Annotated in this window: 17 protein-coding genes; 12 read left to right on the top strand and 5 right to left on the bottom strand. The window is 72.3% G+C overall.

Annotated elements, in window-relative coordinates:
- Positions 1-38: 38 nt before the first annotated feature.
- Together ACIQFX_RS12690 and ACIQFX_RS12695 are read right to left on the bottom strand one after the other, a co-directional pair.
- Positions 39-1064, bottom strand: coding sequence for a hypothetical protein (locus ACIQFX_RS12690; protein ID WP_402461511.1), 1026 nt, complete (start codon positions 1062-1064; stop codon positions 39-41).
- Positions 1065-1262: 198 nt separating this feature from the next.
- Positions 1263-1871 (bottom strand): hypothetical protein, encoded by a 609-nt coding sequence (locus ACIQFX_RS12695; protein ID WP_402461513.1) that lies wholly within the window; start codon positions 1869-1871, stop codon positions 1263-1265.
- Positions 1872-2034: 163 nt separating this feature from the next.
- On the opposite strand from ACIQFX_RS12695, the gene ACIQFX_RS12700 reads away from it, so the two are divergent.
- The 4 genes from ACIQFX_RS12700 to ACIQFX_RS12715 all read left to right on the top strand — a co-directional run bounded on the left by ACIQFX_RS12700 (position 2035) and on the right by ACIQFX_RS12715 (position 6481).
- A complete protein-coding gene (locus ACIQFX_RS12700; RefSeq protein WP_402461514.1) occupies positions 2035-3411 on the top strand; it encodes a helix-turn-helix domain-containing protein in 1377 nt (458 codons plus the stop codon).
- 80 nt (positions 3412-3491) lie between these two features.
- Entirely contained in the window at positions 3492-4649 is a 1158-nt protein-coding gene (locus ACIQFX_RS12705; RefSeq protein WP_017237177.1) for an acyl-CoA dehydrogenase family protein, read from the top strand.
- Positions 4650-5519, top strand: coding sequence for an acyl-CoA thioesterase (locus ACIQFX_RS12710; RefSeq protein ID WP_402461517.1), 870 nt, complete (start codon positions 4650-4652; stop codon positions 5517-5519).
- Between the two features lie 23 nt (positions 5520-5542).
- Positions 5543-6481 carry a cation diffusion facilitator family transporter gene (locus ACIQFX_RS12715; protein WP_402461519.1) on the top strand — a complete coding sequence of 313 codons (939 nt, stop codon included), beginning with the start codon at positions 5543-5545 and terminating at the stop codon, positions 6479-6481.
- An 87-nt stretch (positions 6482-6568) separates the two neighbouring features.
- Here the strand turns inward: ACIQFX_RS12715 and ACIQFX_RS12720 are convergent, their stop codons facing one another.
- The gene (locus tag ACIQFX_RS12720) at positions 6569-7342 is read right to left on the bottom strand and encodes a phosphatase (RefSeq protein ID WP_402461522.1); all 774 of its coding nucleotides are present in this window, start codon (positions 7340-7342) and stop codon (positions 6569-6571) included.
- Between the two features lie 186 nt (positions 7343-7528).
- Positions 7529-8137 carry a TetR/AcrR family transcriptional regulator gene (locus ACIQFX_RS12725; protein ID WP_402461525.1) on the bottom strand — a complete coding sequence of 203 codons (609 nt, stop codon included), beginning with the start codon at positions 8135-8137 and terminating at the stop codon, positions 7529-7531.
- 87 nt (positions 8138-8224) lie between these two features.
- Between ACIQFX_RS12725 and ACIQFX_RS12730 the strand changes: the two genes are divergently transcribed.
- From ACIQFX_RS12730 to ACIQFX_RS12745, 4 genes are read left to right on the top strand one after another with little or no spacing between them, the layout of a single operon-like run.
- Positions 8225-9832, top strand: coding sequence for a carboxyl transferase domain-containing protein (locus tag ACIQFX_RS12730; RefSeq protein WP_402461528.1), 1608 nt, complete (start codon positions 8225-8227; stop codon positions 9830-9832).
- A 14-nt stretch (positions 9833-9846) separates the two neighbouring features.
- Positions 9847-11781 (top strand): acetyl/propionyl/methylcrotonyl-CoA carboxylase subunit alpha, encoded by a 1935-nt coding sequence (locus tag ACIQFX_RS12735; protein WP_402461531.1) that lies wholly within the window; start codon positions 9847-9849, stop codon positions 11779-11781.
- Entirely contained in the window at positions 11778-12707 is a 930-nt protein-coding gene (locus ACIQFX_RS12740; RefSeq protein WP_376480172.1) for a hydroxymethylglutaryl-CoA lyase, read from the top strand. Before ACIQFX_RS12735 ends, ACIQFX_RS12740 begins: the two co-directional genes overlap by 4 nt.
- An 8-nt stretch (positions 12708-12715) precedes the next feature.
- Positions 12716-13876, top strand: coding sequence for an acyl-CoA dehydrogenase family protein (locus ACIQFX_RS12745; protein ID WP_402461535.1), 1161 nt, complete (start codon positions 12716-12718; stop codon positions 13874-13876).
- Positions 13877-14238: 362 nt separating this feature from the next.
- Here the strand turns inward: ACIQFX_RS12745 and ACIQFX_RS12750 are convergent, their stop codons facing one another.
- Positions 14239-15225, bottom strand: a complete 987-nt coding sequence (locus ACIQFX_RS12750; RefSeq protein ID WP_402461538.1) for a LuxR C-terminal-related transcriptional regulator — start codon at positions 15223-15225, stop codon at positions 14239-14241.
- Positions 15226-15466: 241 nt separating this feature from the next.
- Between ACIQFX_RS12750 and ACIQFX_RS12755 the strand changes: the two genes are divergently transcribed.
- The 4 genes from ACIQFX_RS12755 to ACIQFX_RS12770 all read left to right on the top strand — a co-directional run.
- Entirely contained in the window at positions 15467-15724 is a 258-nt protein-coding gene (locus tag ACIQFX_RS12755) for a hypothetical protein (RefSeq protein ID WP_402461541.1), read from the top strand.
- Between the two features lie 6 nt (positions 15725-15730).
- A complete protein-coding gene (locus ACIQFX_RS12760) occupies positions 15731-16000 on the top strand; it encodes a hypothetical protein (protein WP_402461543.1) in 270 nt (89 codons plus the stop codon).
- A 118-nt stretch (positions 16001-16118) separates the two neighbouring features.
- Positions 16119-18155, top strand: a complete 2037-nt coding sequence (locus ACIQFX_RS12765) for an FG-GAP-like repeat-containing protein (protein ID WP_402461546.1) — start codon at positions 16119-16121, stop codon at positions 18153-18155.
- A gap of 91 nt (positions 18156-18246) precedes the next feature.
- Positions 18247-18512 (top strand): transglycosylase family protein (locus ACIQFX_RS12770; protein WP_402461548.1); only part of this gene is annotated, 266 nt, incomplete at its 3' end.

The raw sequence follows: 18512 nt of genomic DNA on the forward strand, positions 1-18512 counted from the left end.
GCGTCCCCTGCTCGGCTCGGTCCTCGACTCGGTTCGGCTCAGTGGACGGCTGCCGCCTGGGCGGCGGCCAGCTCCGCGACCCGGCTGCGGTACGCCTCGACCAGACCTCCGCCGTTCGCCTCGGGAATCCCTTCCGGGCCGGCCCCGAGCGACTGCAGGACCGCGCCGGCACGGGCCTGACGGTCCGCCAACGCGCTTTCCGCGTGCGGGTACAGCAGTTCGAGCCCGCGCTTGTCGCCCTCCGACAGGTTCTGCCCGTTGCCGGCCGGCGCGCAACTGCTGGGGGCGGACTTGTAGAAGAAGTCCGGGAACCGGTACAGCATCACGGACAGCCGGTCGAAGGGCCCGAGGGTGAGGTCCGGGTCGTTCACGGTGCGCAGGTTGTGATCGACCTTCGCGCGCGACCATCTGTTCGGCTCGCCCGCGAGGAACGTGTAGATGCCGGGTTGCCGACCCTGGGCGTCCGCCACGAAGACACCGGCCGCGTTCTGCGTGGGGACGTACCCGGCATGGTCCTCCCAGCGGAACTCGCCCTCACAGGTGCCGCGCATGTTCTGGTGGGAGTGGTGGAACGCCAGTGCGTGCAGGAACTCGTGCCGCACGGTGCCCTCCCACTGGACGGGCCTGTTCGTCACGAACCGCCCGAGGTTCAGGCTGCGCTGGCCGGGGTTGCCCCCGACCTGGCCGCCTCCCGCGCCGATCATGCGGTCCGTGCTGTCGGTGCCCACCAGGGAGAAGAAGCCCGGCAGGTCGAAGCTGACCCGGATCTCGGCGGCGTAGGTGGTGTCGGCCGTGGTCCACCGCCGGAACGAGCCGTTCCCGTCGTCCCGCCCGAAGTCGAGCGTCAGGTTGCAGACGTCGGTGATCTGCTTCGTCGCGCCCGCGATGTCCGCGTGCAACTGGTCGTTCCCATCGAGGAACGCGACCCTCACGGTCGAACCCACGGGCCACTTCGCGATGTCGGTGAAGATGAACTCCAGGCCGCCGTGGGCCATTCCGCGCCTCCAGCGGTCCCGTACCTCGATCTCGGCGACGACCTCATCGGGGAGAGCTTCGAGTTCCATGACGCGTCCTTTCGCATCACATTCGAAATGATCCCCCGCCGGATTCCCCCCGACCGGCCTGATGACGGATGGGCTGCTCGGCTCTACACACGAGCGCGCCGACATGAATTACTCATGTCCCAGTATCACCCGAATGGAGGTACTGCGCGACTTCGCCGTCACCCTGAGTAGTCGAGCGTCCATCAAGATGACGCTGCGTCAGGTCCAGAGCTTGTTCACGGCGGTACGGGTCGTCGTCTTGAAGGCCGTCAGCGGGGCGTCGTCGAAGTCGCCCATCTGGCCCCAGCGGACGAGGGTGACGGTGCGGCCGTCGCGGCCGACGGAGAAGAGGTGGATGTCGGTGGTGCCGATCTGCGGGTCGGCGGTGTCCAGGCTGTAGACCCAGGCGCCCTCCTCGACGGCGAGCTTGCCGTGGGAGGCGCTGACGGCCCGCAGGCCCGGGTTCTGCCGCTCAAGGAGGGGGCCGCAGCCGGCGAGGGCCTTGCGGAGGGTGTCGACCAGCTTCACGGCGTCGGCCTCGGTGCGGGCGACGGTGGTGATCTGGACGCCGTTGGTGTCGAGCTCGGTGCTGAACTCGCGGTAGCGGGTGTTCTCCGCCGGGATCTTGTACGGGGCGCAGAGGACGCCGCCGTTCTCCGGGACGCCGGCGAAGACCTGGGTGGCGGTCCACGGCGTCGACGACGGCGGCATCTGGGAGGCGGCGAGGAAGGCGGGCTGGGCGGCGGCCTGCGCCGGGGCCGTGGCGAGGGCCGCGAGGCCCAGGGCGGCAGCGGCGGCGGTGGCGAGTGCGATACGGAGCTTGTTCATGGTGGTGGATCCCCCGTCGGGTCGTTCGGTCAGTGCTCCACCAGCGTCCGGCCGCCGCCCGCCGCCCGCAACGGTGACGCGCCCGTCATCCGTCCCGGAACCATTCCACCCCCGCTGACGTGCCAGAACGTGAAGGGTGGGACGCAGGGGCGAGGGGGATGGAATGCCGAAGGACGCCACCGTCGAGGAGTTCGCGCGGCTCGTGCGCGCGCTGAAGGCGCGGGACGGGAGGAGTTACGAGGCGCTGGGCCGGCGCCTGAGCGTCAGCGCGTCCACCCTCCACCGCTACTGCTCCGGCGCGACCGTCCCGGAGGAGTTCGCCGTGGTCGACCGCCTCGCCCTGCTGTGCGGGGCGGACGAGGAGGAGCGGCGCACCCTGGAGGCGGCCTGGACCCGCGCGGACGGCGCTCGCCGCCCTCCGGTACCGGAACCCGGCGCGGAGGCGAAGCCCGAGCCGGAGGCGAAGCCCGAGCCGGAGCCGGAGGCCGAGGCGGAGGCCGAGGCGGAGGCCGAGGCGGAGGCCGAGGCGGAGGCGGCGGCCGAGCCGGAGGCGGCGGCCGAGCCGGAGGCGGCGGCCGAGCCGGAGGCGGCGGCCGAGCCGGAGCCCGAGCCGGAGGCGGCGGCCGAGCCCGGCGCGGGGGCGAAGCCCGAGCCCGAGCCGGAGGCGAAGCCGGCCCCGGAGCCCGCGTCGGCCCCGGAGCCGGAGCTGGAGCCGGAGCCCGTGCACGCGCCGCAGCCGGAACCCGTGCACGCGCGCGTGCCGGGCCTCCCGTCCGGGCGGCGGAGGCGCCGGTGGGGGTGGGCGGGCGTGGCCTGCGGGGCGCTGGCGGTCGTGGGGACGGTGACGCTCGGAGCCGTACTCCTGCCCGGGAAGGCCCGGGAGCGGGCCGCCGAACCACCGGCGCCGCTGACGTGGACGGTCGCCTCGGACCTCTGGAAGAACGGGTGCGGGCACACCTATCTCGTGCAGCGGACGCCCCCTCCCCCGCCGGAGGCGGCCGACGCGCGGAACTGGGCGACGGCGCAGGGGGCCGTGGACGGCGGGGAGACGCTGGTACGGGTGTCGGTGCAGGGGAAGAGCGCGGCGGCGGTGGTGCTCCAGGCGCTGCACGTGCGGGTGGTGGAGCGGGGCGCGCCGCTGCCGTGGGCGGCGTACCGGACGGACGACGGGTGCGGCGGGGCGGTGACGCCGCGCCGTTTCGAGGTGGACCTGGACCGGCCGCGGCCGGTGGCGCGGGCGCTGGACGGGTACGACGCCTCCGGGGAGGAGGGCCGGACGCTCCCGGCGGTCTCCTTCCCGTACGCGGTCAGCGTCGCCGAGCCGGAGGAGCTGCTGGTCTTTGCGGGGGCGGCGGGGTGCGACTGCCGCTGGTACCTGGAGCTGGAGTGGAGCTCGGAGGGGCGCCGGGGCACGGTCCGGATCGGGGACGAGGACGGCGCACCCTTTCGGACGAGCGGGGCGAAGGGGCGGCCCGTGTACGGGTACGACTCCGTGGGGCGGGCCTGGATCACAGGCGAGGAGTCTGGACAGGGTGGGTGACCGATGGGTAACTTCGTTGACGACATCCTGAGCAAGCGCTTAGAAAACTGGGCCCGCCCGCACACCGGAGGAGACGCACCGTGCGCCGTACCGTATTCAACGAGGACCACGAGGCGTTCCGGGAGACCATCCGCGCCTTCATCGAGGCCGAGGTCGTCCCCGTCTACGACGAGTGGTTCGCCGCGGGCCAGGCGCCGCGCGAGTTCTACGACAAGCTGGGCGAGCTGGGCATCTTCGGCATCAACGTGCCGGAGGAGTTCGGCGGCGCGGGCCTGGACACCCACAAGTTCGAGGCCGTCCTGTACGAGGAGACCTCGCGCGCGGGCGTCCAGTTCGGCGGCTCCGGCGTGCACGTGCTGCTGGCCCTGCCCTACATCAAGATGCTCTCCACCGACGAGCAGAAGAAGCGCTACCTGCCGAAGTTCGTCACCGGCGAGGAGATGTGGGCGCTCGCCATGACCGAGCCGGGCACCGGCTCCGACGTCGCGGGCATGAAGACCACCGCCAAGCTCTCCGAGGACGGCACCCACTACGTCCTCAACGGCGCCAAGACCTTCATCACCGGCGGCGTCCACGCCGACCGCGTGATCGTCTGCGCCCGCACCTCCGCCCCCACGGCCGAGGACCGCCGCCACGGCATCTCCCTCTTCGCCGTCGACACCAAGTCCGAGGGCTACTCCATCGGCCGCAAGCTGGACAAGCTCGGCCTGCGCACCTCCGACACCGCCGAGCTGGCGTTCGTCGACGTGAAGGTCCCCGTCGAGGACCTGCTCGGCGAGGAGAACAAGGGCTTCTACTACCTCGGCCACAACCTGGCCTCCGAGCGCTGGGGCATCGCCTTCGGCGCCTACGCCCAGGCCAAGGCCGCCGTCCGCTTCGCCCAGCAGTACGTCACGGACCGCACGGTCTTCGGCAAGCCGGTCGCGCACTTCCAGAACACCAAGTTCGAGCTGGCCGCCTGCCAGGCCGAGGTCGACGCCGCCGAGGCCGTCGCCGACCGCGCCCTGGAGGCCCTGGACGCCGGCGAGCTGACCCCGGCCGAGGCCGCGAGCGCCAAGCTCTTCTGCACCGAGGTCGCCCACCGCGTCATCGACCGCTGCCTCCAGCTGCACGGCGGCTACGGCTACATGAACGAGTACCCGATCGCCCGCCTCTACGCCGACAACCGCGTCAACCGCATCTACGGCGGCACCAGCGAGATCATGAAGTCGATCATCGCCAAGTCGATGGGCCTGTAGGTGCCCGACGCCCCCACGGCGCTGGACGACCTGCTCGATCTGCTCGACCTGGAGCGGATCGAGCAGGACATCTTCCGCGGCGAGTCCCGGTCCGCGCTCGTCCCCCGCGTCTTCGGCGGCCAGGTGGCCGCCCAGGCGCTGGTGGCGGCGGGCCGGACCGTCCCGGCCGACCGGCTCGCCCACTCGCTCCACGCGTACTTCCTGCGGGCCGGGGACCCGGGCGCGCCGATCGTCTACACGGTCGACCGCATCCGCGACGGCCGCTCCTTCACCACCCGCCGGGTCGTCGCCGTCCAGCACGGGCAGCCGATCTTCCACCTCTCGGCGTCCTTCCAGACGTACGAGGAGGGGCTCGACCACCAGGTCGACATGCCGCCCGCCCCCGACCCGGAGTCGCTCCCCGCGCCGACCGAGATGCTCCCCCGCCACCTCCCCCGCGAGGTCGCGGACCGGCTGATCGAAGCCCGTGCGGCCGTCGACCTGCGCTACGCCGAGACGCCCCCCTGGGGAACGGTCGGCACCCCGCGCGAACCCCGCTCCCAGGTCTGGTTCCGCACCAACGGCAAACTGGCCGACGACCCGCTGCTGCACGTCGTCCTCGCCACGTACGTCTCCGACATGACGCTGCTCGACTCGGTGCTCCTCGCCCACGGGCGCGGCGGCTGGGCCGTCGGCGACGTCGTCGGGGCCTCCCTCGACCACGCCATGTGGTTCCACCGACCCTTCCGGGCCGACGAATGGCTCCTGTACGACCAGGAGTCGCCGACCGCCTCCGGCGGGCGCGGCCTCGGCCAGGCGCGGATCTACACGCGGGACGGGCGGCTCGCGATCTCCGTCATCCAGGAGGGTGTCGTTCGCGTCCCGCGCTGACGACCGAACATACCGTCCGATTCATGACGGAAAACAGCGAAAGCACCTTCACGGTGATCGTGGCGGCGGCGGCGAACCTCGGGATCGCCGCCGCCAAGGTCGTCGCCGGCCTCGTCAGCGGCTCCAGCGCCATGCTCTCCGAGGCCGCCCACTCGGTCGCCGACACCGTCACCGAGGTCATGCTGCTCACCGCGCTCAAGCGGAGCGAGAAGCCCGCCGACGAGGACCACCCCCTCGGCTACGCCGGCGAACGGTACGTGTGGGCGATGCTGGCGGCCGTCGCGACCTTCGTCGGCGGCGCGGTCTTCTCCGTCTACGACGGCATCCACACCCTCACCCACGGCGAGGAACTCGGCGACCCGACGATCTCGTACATCGTCCTCGGCGTCGCCTTCGTCCTGGAGGGCTTCTCCCTCCGGACCGGCGTCCGGCAGGTCAAGGCCGAGGCCGAACGCATGCGCGCCCCCTTCGCCGCCTACCTGCGGTTCACCCCCGACACCACCGTCAAGGCCGTCGTCATGGAGGACTCCGCCGCCCTCACCGGCCTCATGCTCGCCGCCGCCGGCCTCCTCGGCGGCCAGCTCACCGGCTCCGGCGTCTGGGACGGCATCGCGTCCATCCTCATCGGCGTCCTGCTCGTCTACGTGGCCTGGGTCCTCGGCCGCTCCAACGCCGAACTCCTCATCGGCCGCCCCGCCCCGTCACGCATGCGGTCCGGCATCCGCGAGGAGATCCTCACCGTCCCGCACGTCGTCGACGTCCTCGACCTCATCACCCTGATCCAAGGGCCCGGCGAAGTCCTCGTCGCGGCAAAGATCGACTTCCGGGACGTCGCCTCCGCCGAGCAGGTGGAATGGGCCTGCGAAGACGCGGAGTCCCAACTCCGCGACCGCTTCCCCTCCATCCACCGCGTCTACCTGGACCCGACCCCAGGCCTCACCCAGCACCGCCCCACCCCCTGACGGCCCCTGCGCGGCCCGCTCCCCCTCCCCTGCGGGCCGCGCCCACTGCCGCGCGGGCAATCCGTCCGCCAGGGGCGTGGGGGTCGGTCAGGCGAGGCCTGCTGCGTTCAGCGTGTACGCCGTCATCGGCTCGTAGAAGCGCGGGTCGAGCACGTGGTCGTCGAGCGGGACGGTGACCTGCAGGGTGCCCTCCGCTTCGGCGAGGAACAGCGCCGGGTCGTTGCAGTCCGCGTAGCCGACGGCGTCGACGCCGCGCTGGCCGGCGCGCCCCGCCCAGCCGTGGTCGGCGACGACGAGGTCGGGCCGCCCGGACTCCCCGAGCGCGTCGAGGATCGCGTTCATCGGCTCGGGGGAGTGGGTGTGCCAGAGGCTGGCCCCGCGCTCGAAGACGGCGACGTCGGCGAACTGCACCACGTACCCCTCGTCGGCGACGAGCCCGCCGGGGATGCGCACGATGTCGCAGCCCTGGGCGCGCAGCGCGGCGGCGACCCGGCTGTGGACGTCGATGAGCGCGCCGGGGTGGCCGGTCGCGAAGAGGACGCGTTCCCGGCCCGCGGCGGCCTTGCGCAGCCGGGCGGCCAGCCGGTCGAGGCCGTCGACGGTGAGTTCGGGGTCGATGGTGTCCTGGCCGGCCCGGTGGGCGGGGTCGTCGATGACGCCGCAGCGTTCGGCCATGACGGCGAGCACGTCCTGCTCGTCGGTCCAGCGGTCGCCGAACTCGAGGCCGAACCAGTAGTGCCGGTCGCCGTTGGCGAGCTTGCGGTAGTGGGAGAGGTTGTTGTCGCGCGGGGTGGCGACGTCTCCCGCGATCCGGGTGCGGACGAGGTGCTCGACGAGGGCGGCACGGCTGAGTATCGGCATGGGGCTCATTCTGTCCGAGTGCGGGCCGCGCGGGGCAACCGGTTCCGCCCCGTGGACCGTTGTGTCCCCCGGCCCGCCGGGAACTCCCGGCCGCCCGCACCCGCCCCCGTAGCGCCCTTCGGTTCCTGGTGCCGCCGCCGGTGCCGGTGCCGGTGCCGGTGCCGGTGCCGGGCGGCGCGTCCGCCGCTACCGCGCCAGCGCCCCGAACGCCCCGTCGGCGAGTCGCCTGAGGAGGTCTTCCATGGGGCCGCGGCCGAGGGCGGCGAGGTGGGGGGTGGAGTTGAGGAGGCCGAAGACGGCGTGGACGGCGGTGCGGGCCTCTTCTTCGGCGGCGTCGGGGTAGAGCTCGCGGACGACGGTGACCCAGAGCTCGACGTACTGGCGCTGGAGCTGGCGGACCCGCTTGCGGTCCTCGTCCTTGAGGCGGTCGAGCTCGCGGTCGTGGAGGGTGATGAGCGGGCGGTCGTCGAGGGCGAAGTCGATGTGGCCGTCGATGAGGGCGCCCAGGAGGGCCCGGGGGTCCCCGTCGGCCTCGCCGACGCGGAGCCGGCCGCCGTCGAGGAGCCGCTCGCTGATGCCGACGAGGAGCTCGGCGAGCATCGCGTCCTTGCCGGGGAAGTGGCGGTAGAGGCCGGGGCCGCTGATGCCGACGGCGGCTCCTATCTCGTCCACGCCCACACCGTGGAAGCCACGGGCCGCGAAGAGGCGGGCGGCCTCCTTGAGGATCTGCTCGCGCCGCGTCGGGGCATCGGTCCTGCCGGTGGCGATCGAGGTCGTGGCGGGGGTCGTGGTCATGGATTCGATTCTAGACAACCCCGTTAGCGGTCGTTAACCTGGGCGACATACGTTAACGCTCATTAACCGAGCAAGGGAGCTCGAGGGATGCAGCAGGCACCTGTGCTGACGAGCGCGGCGGACCCCGCGTCCGCGGCCTGGCAGGCCAACGAGGCGGCCCATCACGAGCTGGCGGCGACCCTGCGCGCCAAGCTCGCGAAGGCCGCCCTGGGCGGCGGTGAGAAGTCCCGGGCCCGGCACACCGCGCGCGGGAAGCTGCTGCCGCGGGACCGGGTGGACACCCTCCTCGACCCGGGCTCGCCCTTCCTGGAGCTGGCCCCGCTCGCGGCGGACGGCATGTACGGCGACCAGGCCCCGGCGGCCGGCGTCATCGCGGGCATCGGCCGGGTCTCCGGCCGGGAGTGCGTGATCGTCGCCAACGACGCGACCGTCAAGGGCGGCACGTACTACCCGATGACGGTGAAGAAGCACCTGAGGGCCCAGGAGGTGGCGCTGGAGAATCGTCTCCCCTGCCTCTACCTGGTCGACTCGGGCGGCGCCTTCCTGCCGATGCAGGACGAGGTCTTCCCCGACCGGGAGCACTTCGGGCGGATCTTCTTCAACCAGGCCAGGATGTCCGGCGCGGGCATCCCGCAGATCGCGGCGGTCATGGGCTCGTGCACGGCCGGCGGCGCGTACGTGCCGGCGATGAGCGACGAGGCCGTGATCGTGCGGAACCAGGGCACGATCTTCCTCGGCGGTCCGCCGCTGGTGAAGGCGGCCACCGGCGAGGTCGTCACGGCCGAGGAGCTGGGCGGCGGCGAGGTCCACTCGCGGATCTCCGGCGTCACCGACCACCTGGCCGAGGACGACGCCCACGCGCTGCGGATCGTCCGGAACATCGTGGCCACGCTCCCCGAGCGCGGCGCGCTCCCCTGGTCGGTCGAGCCGGCCGAGGAGCCGAAGGTCGACCCGTACGGCCTGTACGGCGCGGTGCCGGTGGACTCCCGCACCCCGTACGACGTGCGCGAGGTCATCGCCCGGGTGGTGGACGGCTCCCGCTTCCAGGAGTTCAAGTCCGAGTACGGGCAGACGCTGGTCACCGGCTTCGCCCGGATCCACGGCCACCCGGTCGGCATCGTCGCCAACAACGGCATCCTGTTCGCCGAGTCCGCCCAGAAGGGCGCGCACTTCATCGAGCTGTGCGACCAGCGCGGGATCCCGCTCGTCTTCCTGCAGAACATCACCGGCTTCATGGTCGGCAAGGCGTACGAGCACGGCGGCATCGCCAAGCACGGCGCCAAGATGGTCACGGCCGTGGCCACCACCCGGGTGCCGAAGCTGACGGTCGTCGTCGGCGGCTCCTACGGCGCGGGCAACTACTCGATGTGCGGCCGGGCCTACTCCCCCCGCTTCCTGTGGATGTGGCCCAACGCCAAGATCTCGGTCATGGGCGGCGAGCAGGCCGCGTCCGTCCTCGCGACCGTCAAGCGGGACCAGCTCGGCGACGAGTGGAGCGCCGAGGACGAGGAGGCCTTCAAGGCCCCGATCCGCGAGCAGTACGAGAGCCAGGGCAACGCCTACTACGCGTCCGCCCGGCTGTGGGACGACGGGGTCATCGACCCGCTGGAGACCCGGCAGGTCCTCGGCCTCGCCCTGACCGCCTGTGCCAACGCGCCCCTGGGTGACCCCCAGTTCGGCGTCTTCCGGATGTGAAGGGCCCCCAGAAGATGCAGAGCATGTTCGACACCGTCCTCGTGGCCAACCGGGGCGAGATCGCCGTCCGCGTCATCCGCACCCTGCGGGAGATGGGCGTGCGCTCGGTGGCCGTCTACAGCGACGCGGACGCCGACGCCCGCCACGTGCGGGAGGCGGACACGGCGGTGCGGATCGGCCCGCCGCCGGCCGCCGAGTCCTACCTGTCCGTGCCGGCGCTGCTCGACGCGGCCCGGCGCACCGGCGCGCAGGCCGTCCACCCGGGTTACGGCTTCCTCGCCGAGAACGCCGGGTTCGCGCAGGCCTGCGCCGACGCCGGGCTGGTCTTCATCGGCCCGTCCGCCGCGGCGATCTCCCTCATGGGCGACAAGATCCGCGCGAAGGAGACCGTGAAGGCGGCGGGCGTCCCGGTCGTGCCGGGCGCCGCCGACCCCGAGCTGGAGGCGGCCGCCCGCGAACTGGGCGCCCCCGTCCTGCTCAAGCCGAGCGCGGGCGGCGGCGGCAAGGGCATGCGGCTGGTCCGCGACCTGTCGACGCTGACGGACGAGATCGCGGCGGCCCGCCGCGAGGCCCGCTCCTCGTTCGGCGACGACACGCTCCTCGTGGAGCGCTGGATCGACCGCCCCCGGCACATCGAGATCCAGGTCCTCGCCGACACCCACGGCAACGTGGTCCACCTCGGCGAGCGCGAGTGCTCCCTCCAGCGCCGCCACCAGAAGATCATCGAGGAGGCGCCGAGCGTCCTCCTCACCCCGGAGATCCGTGCCGCGATGGGCGCGGCGGCGGTCGAGGCGGCCCGCTCCTGCGGCTACGTCGGCGCGGGCACGGTGGAGTTCATCGTCCCGGGCGGCGACCCCTCCTCGTACTACTTCATGGAGATGAACACCCGCCTCCAGGTCGAGCACCCGGTCACCGAGCTCGTCACGGGCGTCGACCTGGTGGAGTGGCAGCTGCGGGTCGCGGCGGGCGAGCCGCTCCCCTTCGCCCAGGACGACGTCCGCCTGGACGGCTGGGCGATCGAGGCCCGCGTCTGCGCGGAGGACCCCTCCCGGGGCTTCCTCCCCTCGGGCGGCACGGTCCTGTCGCTGCACGAGCCGCAGGGCGACGGCGTCCGCACCGACTCGGGCCTGTCGGAGGGCACGGAGGTCTCGTCCCTCTACGACCCGATGCTCTCCAAGGTCATCGTCCACGCGCCGACCCGCGAGGCGGCCCTGCGCAAGCTGCGCGCCGCCCTCGCCGCCACCGTCACCCTCGGCGTCCCCACGAACGCCGGCTTCCTGCGCCGCCTCCTCGCCCACCCGGACGTGGTGGCCGGCCGGCTGGACACCGGCCTGGTCGAGCGCGACGCGGAGTCCCTGGTCCCGACGGGCGTCCCGGACGAGGTGTACGCGGCGGCGGCCGCCGTACGGGCCGCGAAGCTGGCCCCGGAGCCCCGGGAGGGCTGGACGGACCCGTTCTCGGTGCCGAACGGCTTCCGCCTCGGCGGCACGCCGAAGCCCCTCGCCTTCCCGTTCCGGGTGGCGGGGGTCGAACCCGTGACGGTCGGCGCCCCCGCCGGCGGCCGGGTCACGGACACCGCCGTCACCGTGACGGTGGACGGGATCGCCCACCGCTTCCGGCGTGCCGGCTCCTGGCTCGGCCGGGACGGCGACTCCTGGAACGTCCTGGACCACGACCCGGTCGAGGCGGCGCTCAGCGGCGCGCGGCACGGCGGCGCGGACACGCTGGCGGCGCCGATGCCCGGCACCGTGACGGTCGTGAAGGTGGCCGTCGGGGACGAGGTGGAGGCCGGGCAGAGCCTGCTGGTGGTGGAGGCGATGAAGATGGAGCACGTCATCTCCGCCCCGCACGCCGGGACCGTCACCGAGTTGGACGTCACGCCCGGGACCACCGTCGCCATGGACCAGATCCTGGCCGTGGTGGCGCCGCGTGAGGAGGAGGGCGCGTGAGCCTGCCGATGACCGTGAGGGACCCCTCCCTCCCCGCCCGGGTCCGGATCCACGAGGTCGGGGCGCGGGACGGCCTGCAGAACGAGAAGACCACGGTCCCGACCGGGGTGAAGGCGGAGTTCGTGCGGCGGCTCGCCGCCGCGGGCCTCGGCACGATCGAGGCGACCAGCTTCGTGCACCCGAAGTGGGTGCCGCAGCTGGCGGACGCCGAGGAGCTGTTCCCGCTCGTCCGCGACCTGCCGGTCCGGCTGCCCGTCCTCGTCCCCAACGAGCGGGGTCTGGACCGGGCGCTCGCGCTCGGCGCCCGCGAGGTCGCCGTGTTCGCCTCGGCGACCGAGTCCTTCGCGAAGGCCAACCTGAACCGGACCGTCGACGAGGCGCTCGCGATGTTCCGGCCGACCGTCACCCGGGCCATAGAGTCCGGGCTCAAGGTCCGCGGCTACCTGTCGATGTGCTTCGGCGACCCCTGGGAGGGGGCCGTGCCGGTCGAGCAGGTCGTCCGCGTGACCAAGGCCCTGGCCGACATGGGCTGCGACGAGCTGAGCCTCGGCGACACGATCGGCGTCGCCACCCCCGGCCACGTCCAGGCCCTGCTGACGGGGCTGAACGAGGCCGGCGTCCCCACCTCCCGTATCGCCGTGCACTTCCACGACACCTACGGGCAGGCCCTGTCCAACACCCTGGCCGCGCTGCGGCACGGGGTGACCACGGTCGACGCCTCCGCCGGCGGCCTCGGCGGCTGCCCGTACGCGAAGAGCGCGACCGGCAATCTCGCCACCGAAGACCTCGTGTGGATGCTCGACGGTCTCGGCATCGAGACCGGGGTCGACCTGGCCGCCCTCACCGCCACGAGCGGGTGGATGGCCGAACAACTGGGCCGCCCCAGCCCGTCCCGTACCGTCCGCGCCCTCTCCCACAAGGAGTGACGAAACCCATGTCCCTCGACCACCGGCTCACCGAAGAGCACGAGGAACTCCGCCGCACCGTCGAGGAGTTCGCGCACGACGTCGTCGCCCCGAAGATCGGCGACTACTACGAGCGGCACGAGTTCCCGTACGAGATCGTCCGCGAGATGGGCCGGATGGGCCTGTTCGGGCTCCCCTTCCCGGAGGAGTACGGCGGCATGGGCGGCGACTACCTCGCCCTCGGCATCGCCCTGGAGGAGCTGGCCCGGGTCGACTCCTCGGTGGCCATCACCCTGGAGGCGGGCGTCTCGCTCGGCGCGATGCCGGTCTTCAGGTTCGGCACGGAGGAGCAGAAGCGGGAGTGGCTGCCGAAGCTGTGCTCCGGCGAGGTCCTCGGCGCCTTCGGCCTCACCGAGCCGGGCGCGGGCTCGGACGCGGGCGGCACCCGCACCACCGCCGTCCGGGACGGCGACCAGTGGGTGATCAACGGTTCGAAGTGCTTCATCACCAACTCCGGTACGGACATCACGGGGCTGGTCACGGTCACCGCGGTCACCGGCCGCAAGCCCGACGGGCGCCCGCTCATCTCCTCGATCATCGTCCCCTCCGGCACCCCCGGCTTCACGGTCGCCGCCCCCTACTCCAAGGTCGGCTGGAACGCCTCGGACACCCGTGAGCTGTCCTTCGACGACGTCCGCGTCCCGGTGGAGAACCTCCTGGGCGAGGAGGGCCGCGGCTACGCCCAGTTCCTGCGGATCCTCGACGAGGGCCGGGTGGCCATCGCGGCGCTCGCGACGGGCCTCGCGCAGGGCTGCGTCGACGAGTCGGTGAAGTACGCGCACGAGCGCCACGCGTTCGGCCGGCCGATCGCCGACAACCAGGCGATCCAGTTCAAGATCGCCGACATGGAGACCAAGGCGCACATGGCCCGCATCGGCTGGCGTGACGCCGCCTCGCGCCTGGTCCTCGGCGAGTCCTTCAAGAAGGAGGCGGCCATCGCGAAGCTGTACTCCTCCACCGTGGCCGTCGACAACGCCCGCGACGCCACCCAGATCCACGGCGGCTACGGCTTCATGAACGAGTACCCGGTGGCCCGCATGTGGCGCGACTCGAAGATCCTGGAGATCGGCGAGGGCACCAGTGAGGTCCAGCGCATGCTGATCGCCCGGGAGTTGGGCCTCCCGGCCTGACCTGACAGGACGCCCTCGGCGACACCCGCGCCCGCCGCACCGGTTCCGGTGCGGCGGGCGCGGCGCGTTCCGCGGGCGTCGGAGCGGCCGGCGTCAGGCACCAGGAACCAGGGGTGCCAGGTGCCAAATGCCAAGCGTCCGGCGTCCGGCGTCCGGCGTCCGGCGTCCGGCGTCCGGCGTCCGGCGTCCGGCGTCCGGCGTCCGGCGTCCGGCGTCCGCGGAGGGTCCGGCGTCCGGCGTCCGGCGTCCGCGGAGGGTCCGGCGTCCGGCGTCCGGCGTCCGCGGAGGGTCCGGCGTCCGGCGTCCGGCGTCCGCGGAGGGTCCGGCGTCCGGCGTCCGCGGAGGGTCCGGCGCGGCCTCGTTCAGAGCCAGCCGCGCTGGGCGGCCTTGAGGCCGGCCTCGAACCGGCTCGTCGCGTTGAGCCGCTCCATGAGGGCCGCCATCTGGCGGCGGACCGTGCGGACCGAGATGCCGAGGCGCTTACCGGCGCCCTCGTCGGTGAGTCCCGAGGCGAGGAGCCGCAGCAGTTCCCGGTCGCCCGTGGTGATGCCGTCCTCCGGGCGTTCCCGGTGGTCGGCGCCGAGGGGGACGGCCGTCTCCCACGTCTGCTCGAACAGCGACAGGAGTGAGGCGACGATGCCGGGCGACGAGGTGCACAGGGCGCCGAGCTTCGAGTCCCGGGGGTCGATGGGTACGAGGGCCGTCCGCCGGTCGAAGATCAGCATCCGGGGCGGCAGGACGGGACTCGTCCGCACCTGGCCGCCCCGCTCGGTCGTCCACTGCGCGTAGGCGAGGGTCGGCCCGTCGTTGCGCGCACTGTCCTGGTACACCGCCCTGATCTGGACCCCGCGCGCCAACGCGGCCTCGTCCAGCGGCCGTCCGGCGTCGAGGCTGCGCTGCGACTGCGCGCCGCCCGGGAGGATCGACTGGCACTCCTCGACGAGGCCCCTGGCCAGCACGGCGAGACGCTCCTGGATGGCGTCGAGTCCGACGAGCCGTTCGGCCTGCTCGGTCTCGGTGTTCGGCCGCAGGTCCGCGTACGCGGCGACCGCACGCGCCACCGCCACCTTGCTCTGCGCCAACATCTCCTGTCTCTGCGCGAGTTCGGCCTCCTGGCGCTGGAGCATCAGCTCCAGGCCGACCTCCGGAGAGAGGGCCCGCAGGCCGCCCGCGGACTCCCGGGACGGTGTCAGCAGATCCCTGTCGACGAGCCGGTCGAGCGCGTCGCGCACCCGCGATTCGGACATTCCCAGGCGCCCGGCGAGCTCCCCGATCCCGCCGGACGGAGCAGCGAGCATGGCCCGGTAGACCGATTCCTCGTCGGCGTCGAGTCCCAGCACTTCGAGCATTTCAACCCCCCCATGGGTCGTGTCAGCCCTGACTGGGCCCGAAGTTACCCGATCTTGTCCGGGGTGCGCCCGGGGAGTGGCGGCCCGGTGTCCTGATGCTGCCGGACAGCTTCAGGACACCGGGGAAGCCTTCCGGGCCCCGGGGACGGGGCGGCAAGGTAGGGGACACGAGGGCGGACGCGGTCACCGACCGGACGCCAGAGCAGTCACCACCCGAACCTCTCCGGAAGGAAACCTCGTCATGTCGCGCATCTCCCGTCTCGCCGCCGCCGCCGGTCTCGCCGTCCTGGTGTCCGTCACCGCCGCCACCACCGCGCAGGCCGCGGGCACCACGGGCACGGACGGCATCATCTGGGACTCGGTGCGCGCCGCTTCGGGAGCCGGCGACGACGGCATCATCTGGGACTCGGCCCCGGCCGGGTCGGCCGACGACTCCGGCATCATCTGGGACTCGGTCCCGGCCGGGTCGGCCGACGACTCCGGCATCATCTGGGACTGACCCGGGATGCGTGTGGTCCTGGCCTCCCTGACCACCACCTCCACGGGCATCCGCGCCGCCGGGACGTCGGCCGTCGTCACCGATCTGCTGTGGGCGCACGCCCGCCCCGAGGACGGTCTCGAACACGTGACGCCGCGCGCGACCTGCTCCGGCATCGACCTCTACCTCTTCGTCCGCGCCAAGGCCGACGGCCCCGCCGTCACCCAGATGCGCCCCCTCCTCGAACGCGCCCGCGCCGCCCTCGCCGCGCAGGGTTACGCGCTCGTCGCCGACTGAGCCACCTTCCGGTCGCCTCCTCCCTCGCCTCCGTGCTTCCCGGCGCCCCCGTGCGCGCCGTCTCTCCTCACCCACCCCTTCCCAGGGCACCGCCATGCCCTTCGTCAGGAGTTCCCTCATGTCCCGCAGCGTTCTCCCCCGCACCGTCCGGACCGGCCTCGCCTCCTTCGTCGTCGCCGCCGCCCTCACGGGTCTCACGACCGTCCCGGCGTACGCCGACGAGTTCACCGACATGGCCGCCCGGGCCACCAGTCAGAACGGCAACGGCCCTTGTGCGAACGGTGGTTACGACAACGGCCTGAGCCAGACGAACAGCTGCGCCCCCGACGGCGGCCAGGCCCACGCGTGGTGCGCCGACTTCGTGGGCTGGGTCTGGTCCAAGTTCAACATCAAGGGCCAGACGATGCTCGACGACACCGCGGCGAGCTTCTACAAGTACGGGCAGCAGTACGGCACCCTGTCGGGCACGCCGCACGTCGGTGACGCGGTCGTGTACGGCTACAACAACGGGTGGGCGCAGCACGTGGCCATCGTGACCGGGGTCAGCAACGGCGTCGTCACGATCACCGGCGGGAACCAGGGGCACTCGACGCACCCCGAGGGCATCGTGTCGACGAACTCGACGACGTCCTACCGTCTGGGCCAGGCGCCGTGGGGCCAGACGATCAGCGGCTACATCTCGCCGAAGCTCCAGCAGGCCACGCCGCCGACCGTCGACCTCAACGGGGCGACCGGCACGATGTCCGGCATCGCCAACCTGTCGTCGGCGGTCTCGCCGGGCACCTACTCGGTCGCCTCGGTGCAGTACTACGTGGACGGCCAGCCGGTCAGCGGCAAGCTGACGTCGGCCCCGTACTCCTTCGCCCTCGACACCAGCCGCTTCCCGGACGGCAAGCACATCGTGTCGGCGGAGGTCACGGACTCCAACGGCAACACGGGCGCCTCCCGCGCCCAGATCATCACGTCCAACGGCGAGGCCACGTCGACCTTCCACGCGGACTTCAACGGTGACGGCAAGGCCGACATCGGCGTGCTGTACGACTACGGCAAGCAGGCCGACGGCTCCTACCGCACCGGCCTGTGGTCGTACCTGAGCAACGGCTCCGGCTTCAACCAGCCGGTCAAGGTGTGGGACAGCGAGACGTCCGGCTTCGGCTCCTGGAACTGGGACCGCTCGAAGGTCACCACCGGCGACTTCAACGGCGACGGCAAGGACGACATCGGCGTCCTCTACAACAACGGCCAGCAGGCGGACGGCACCAACGTCACGGCGATGTGGACGTTCACGAGCAACGGCACCGGCTTCGGCGCCCCTTCGAAGAAGTGGGACAACGACTCCACCAACTTCGGCTCCTGGAACTGGAACCGCTCGAAGGTCACGACGGGCGACTTCGACAACGACGGCAAGGACGACGTCGGCCTCCTCTACAACAACGGCCAGCAGGCGGACGGCACCAACGTCACCGCCCTGTGGACGATGACCAGCACCGGCACCGACTTCACCAACCCCTCCAAGAAGTGGGACAACGTCTCCACCAGCTTCGGCTCCTGGAACTGGGACCGCTCGAAGATGGTCGCGGGCGACTTCAGCGGCGACGGCAAGACCGACATCGGCATCCTCTACGACAACGGCCAGCAGGCGGACGGCACCAACGTCACGGCGATGTGGACGATGACCAGCACCGGCACCGACTTCACCAACCCGTCCAAGAAGTGGGACAACGACTCCACCAACTTCGGCTCCTGGAACTGGGACCGCTCGAAGGTCACCACCGGCGACTTCAACGGCGACGGCAAGGCCGACGTCGGCATCCTCTACGACAACGGGCAGACCGAGGACAGCCGCAACGTCTCGGCGCTGTGGACGCTGACCAGCACGGGCACCGACTTCACCAACCCGTCGAAGAAGTGGGACTCCGGCGCGGACAGCTGGAACACCAAGTCGAGCAAGCTGACCGCCGGCGACTTCAACGGCGACGGCAAGACCGACATCGGCGTCCTCTACGGCTACGGCGTCCAGGACGACGGCACCAACCGGACCGCCATCTGGAAGTTCACCAGCACCGGCACCGACTTCGCCAACCCGGTCAAGTCCTGGGACAGCGCCTCGTCCTCGGTGACCAGCTGGAACTGGTCCGCCAGCAAGCTCGGCTGACGCTCCGCCACCGCCCGGCCGGCCGGATCCCCTCCGGCCGGCCGGGCCCCCGCCCCACCGAGCCCGCCCCCCTTCCCCAGGAGTCAGTCCGATGTCCCGCAGTCCCCGCCTGCTCGCCACCGCCACCGCGCTCGCCGTATCGGCCGGCCTCTCCGGAACCCTGCTCACCGCAGCCCCCGCCTCCGCGGCCTCGGTGGCGACCTGGGACAAGGTCGCCCAGTGCGAGAGCGGCGGCGACTGGACCGTCATCAGCGCGAACGGCCTCTACTTCGGCGGCCTGCAGTTCTCGGCCTCCACCTGGAACGGGTTCGGCGGCACCGCCTACGCGGCCCGCGCCGACCTCGCCACCAAGAAGGA

This window comes from Streptomyces sp. NPDC093089 (assembly GCF_044754405.1).
GTDB lineage: Bacteria > Actinomycetota > Actinomycetes > Streptomycetales > Streptomycetaceae > Streptomyces.

Coding starts and splice junctions, on each gene's coding strand:
- ACIQFX_RS12720 (WP_402461522.1), bottom strand. CDS start 7,342: ATGCCGATACTCAGCCGTGCCGCCCTCGTCGAGCACCTCGTCCGCACC.
- ACIQFX_RS12755 (WP_402461541.1), top strand. CDS start 15,467: ATGTCGCGCATCTCCCGTCTCGCCGCCGCCGCCGGTCTCGCCGTCCTG.
- ACIQFX_RS12750 (WP_402461538.1), bottom strand. CDS start 15,225: ATGCTCGAAGTGCTGGGACTCGACGCCGACGAGGAATCGGTCTACCGG.
- ACIQFX_RS12735 (WP_402461531.1), top strand. CDS start 9,847: ATGCAGAGCATGTTCGACACCGTCCTCGTGGCCAACCGGGGCGAGATC.
- ACIQFX_RS12745 (WP_402461535.1), top strand. CDS start 12,716: ATGTCCCTCGACCACCGGCTCACCGAAGAGCACGAGGAACTCCGCCGC.
- ACIQFX_RS12695 (WP_402461513.1), bottom strand. CDS start 1,871: ATGAACAAGCTCCGTATCGCACTCGCCACCGCCGCCGCTGCCGCCCTG.
- ACIQFX_RS12765 (WP_402461546.1), top strand. CDS start 16,119: ATGTCCCGCAGCGTTCTCCCCCGCACCGTCCGGACCGGCCTCGCCTCC.
- ACIQFX_RS12730 (WP_402461528.1), top strand. CDS start 8,225: ATGCAGCAGGCACCTGTGCTGACGAGCGCGGCGGACCCCGCGTCCGCG.
- ACIQFX_RS12760 (WP_402461543.1), top strand. CDS start 15,731: ATGCGTGTGGTCCTGGCCTCCCTGACCACCACCTCCACGGGCATCCGC.
- ACIQFX_RS12700 (WP_402461514.1), top strand. CDS start 2,035: ATGCCGAAGGACGCCACCGTCGAGGAGTTCGCGCGGCTCGTGCGCGCG.
- ACIQFX_RS12690 (WP_402461511.1), bottom strand. CDS start 1,064: ATGGAACTCGAAGCTCTCCCCGATGAGGTCGTCGCCGAGATCGAGGTA.
- ACIQFX_RS12715 (WP_402461519.1), top strand. CDS start 5,543: ATGACGGAAAACAGCGAAAGCACCTTCACGGTGATCGTGGCGGCGGCG.
- ACIQFX_RS12725 (WP_402461525.1), bottom strand. CDS start 8,137: ATGACCACGACCCCCGCCACGACCTCGATCGCCACCGGCAGGACCGAT.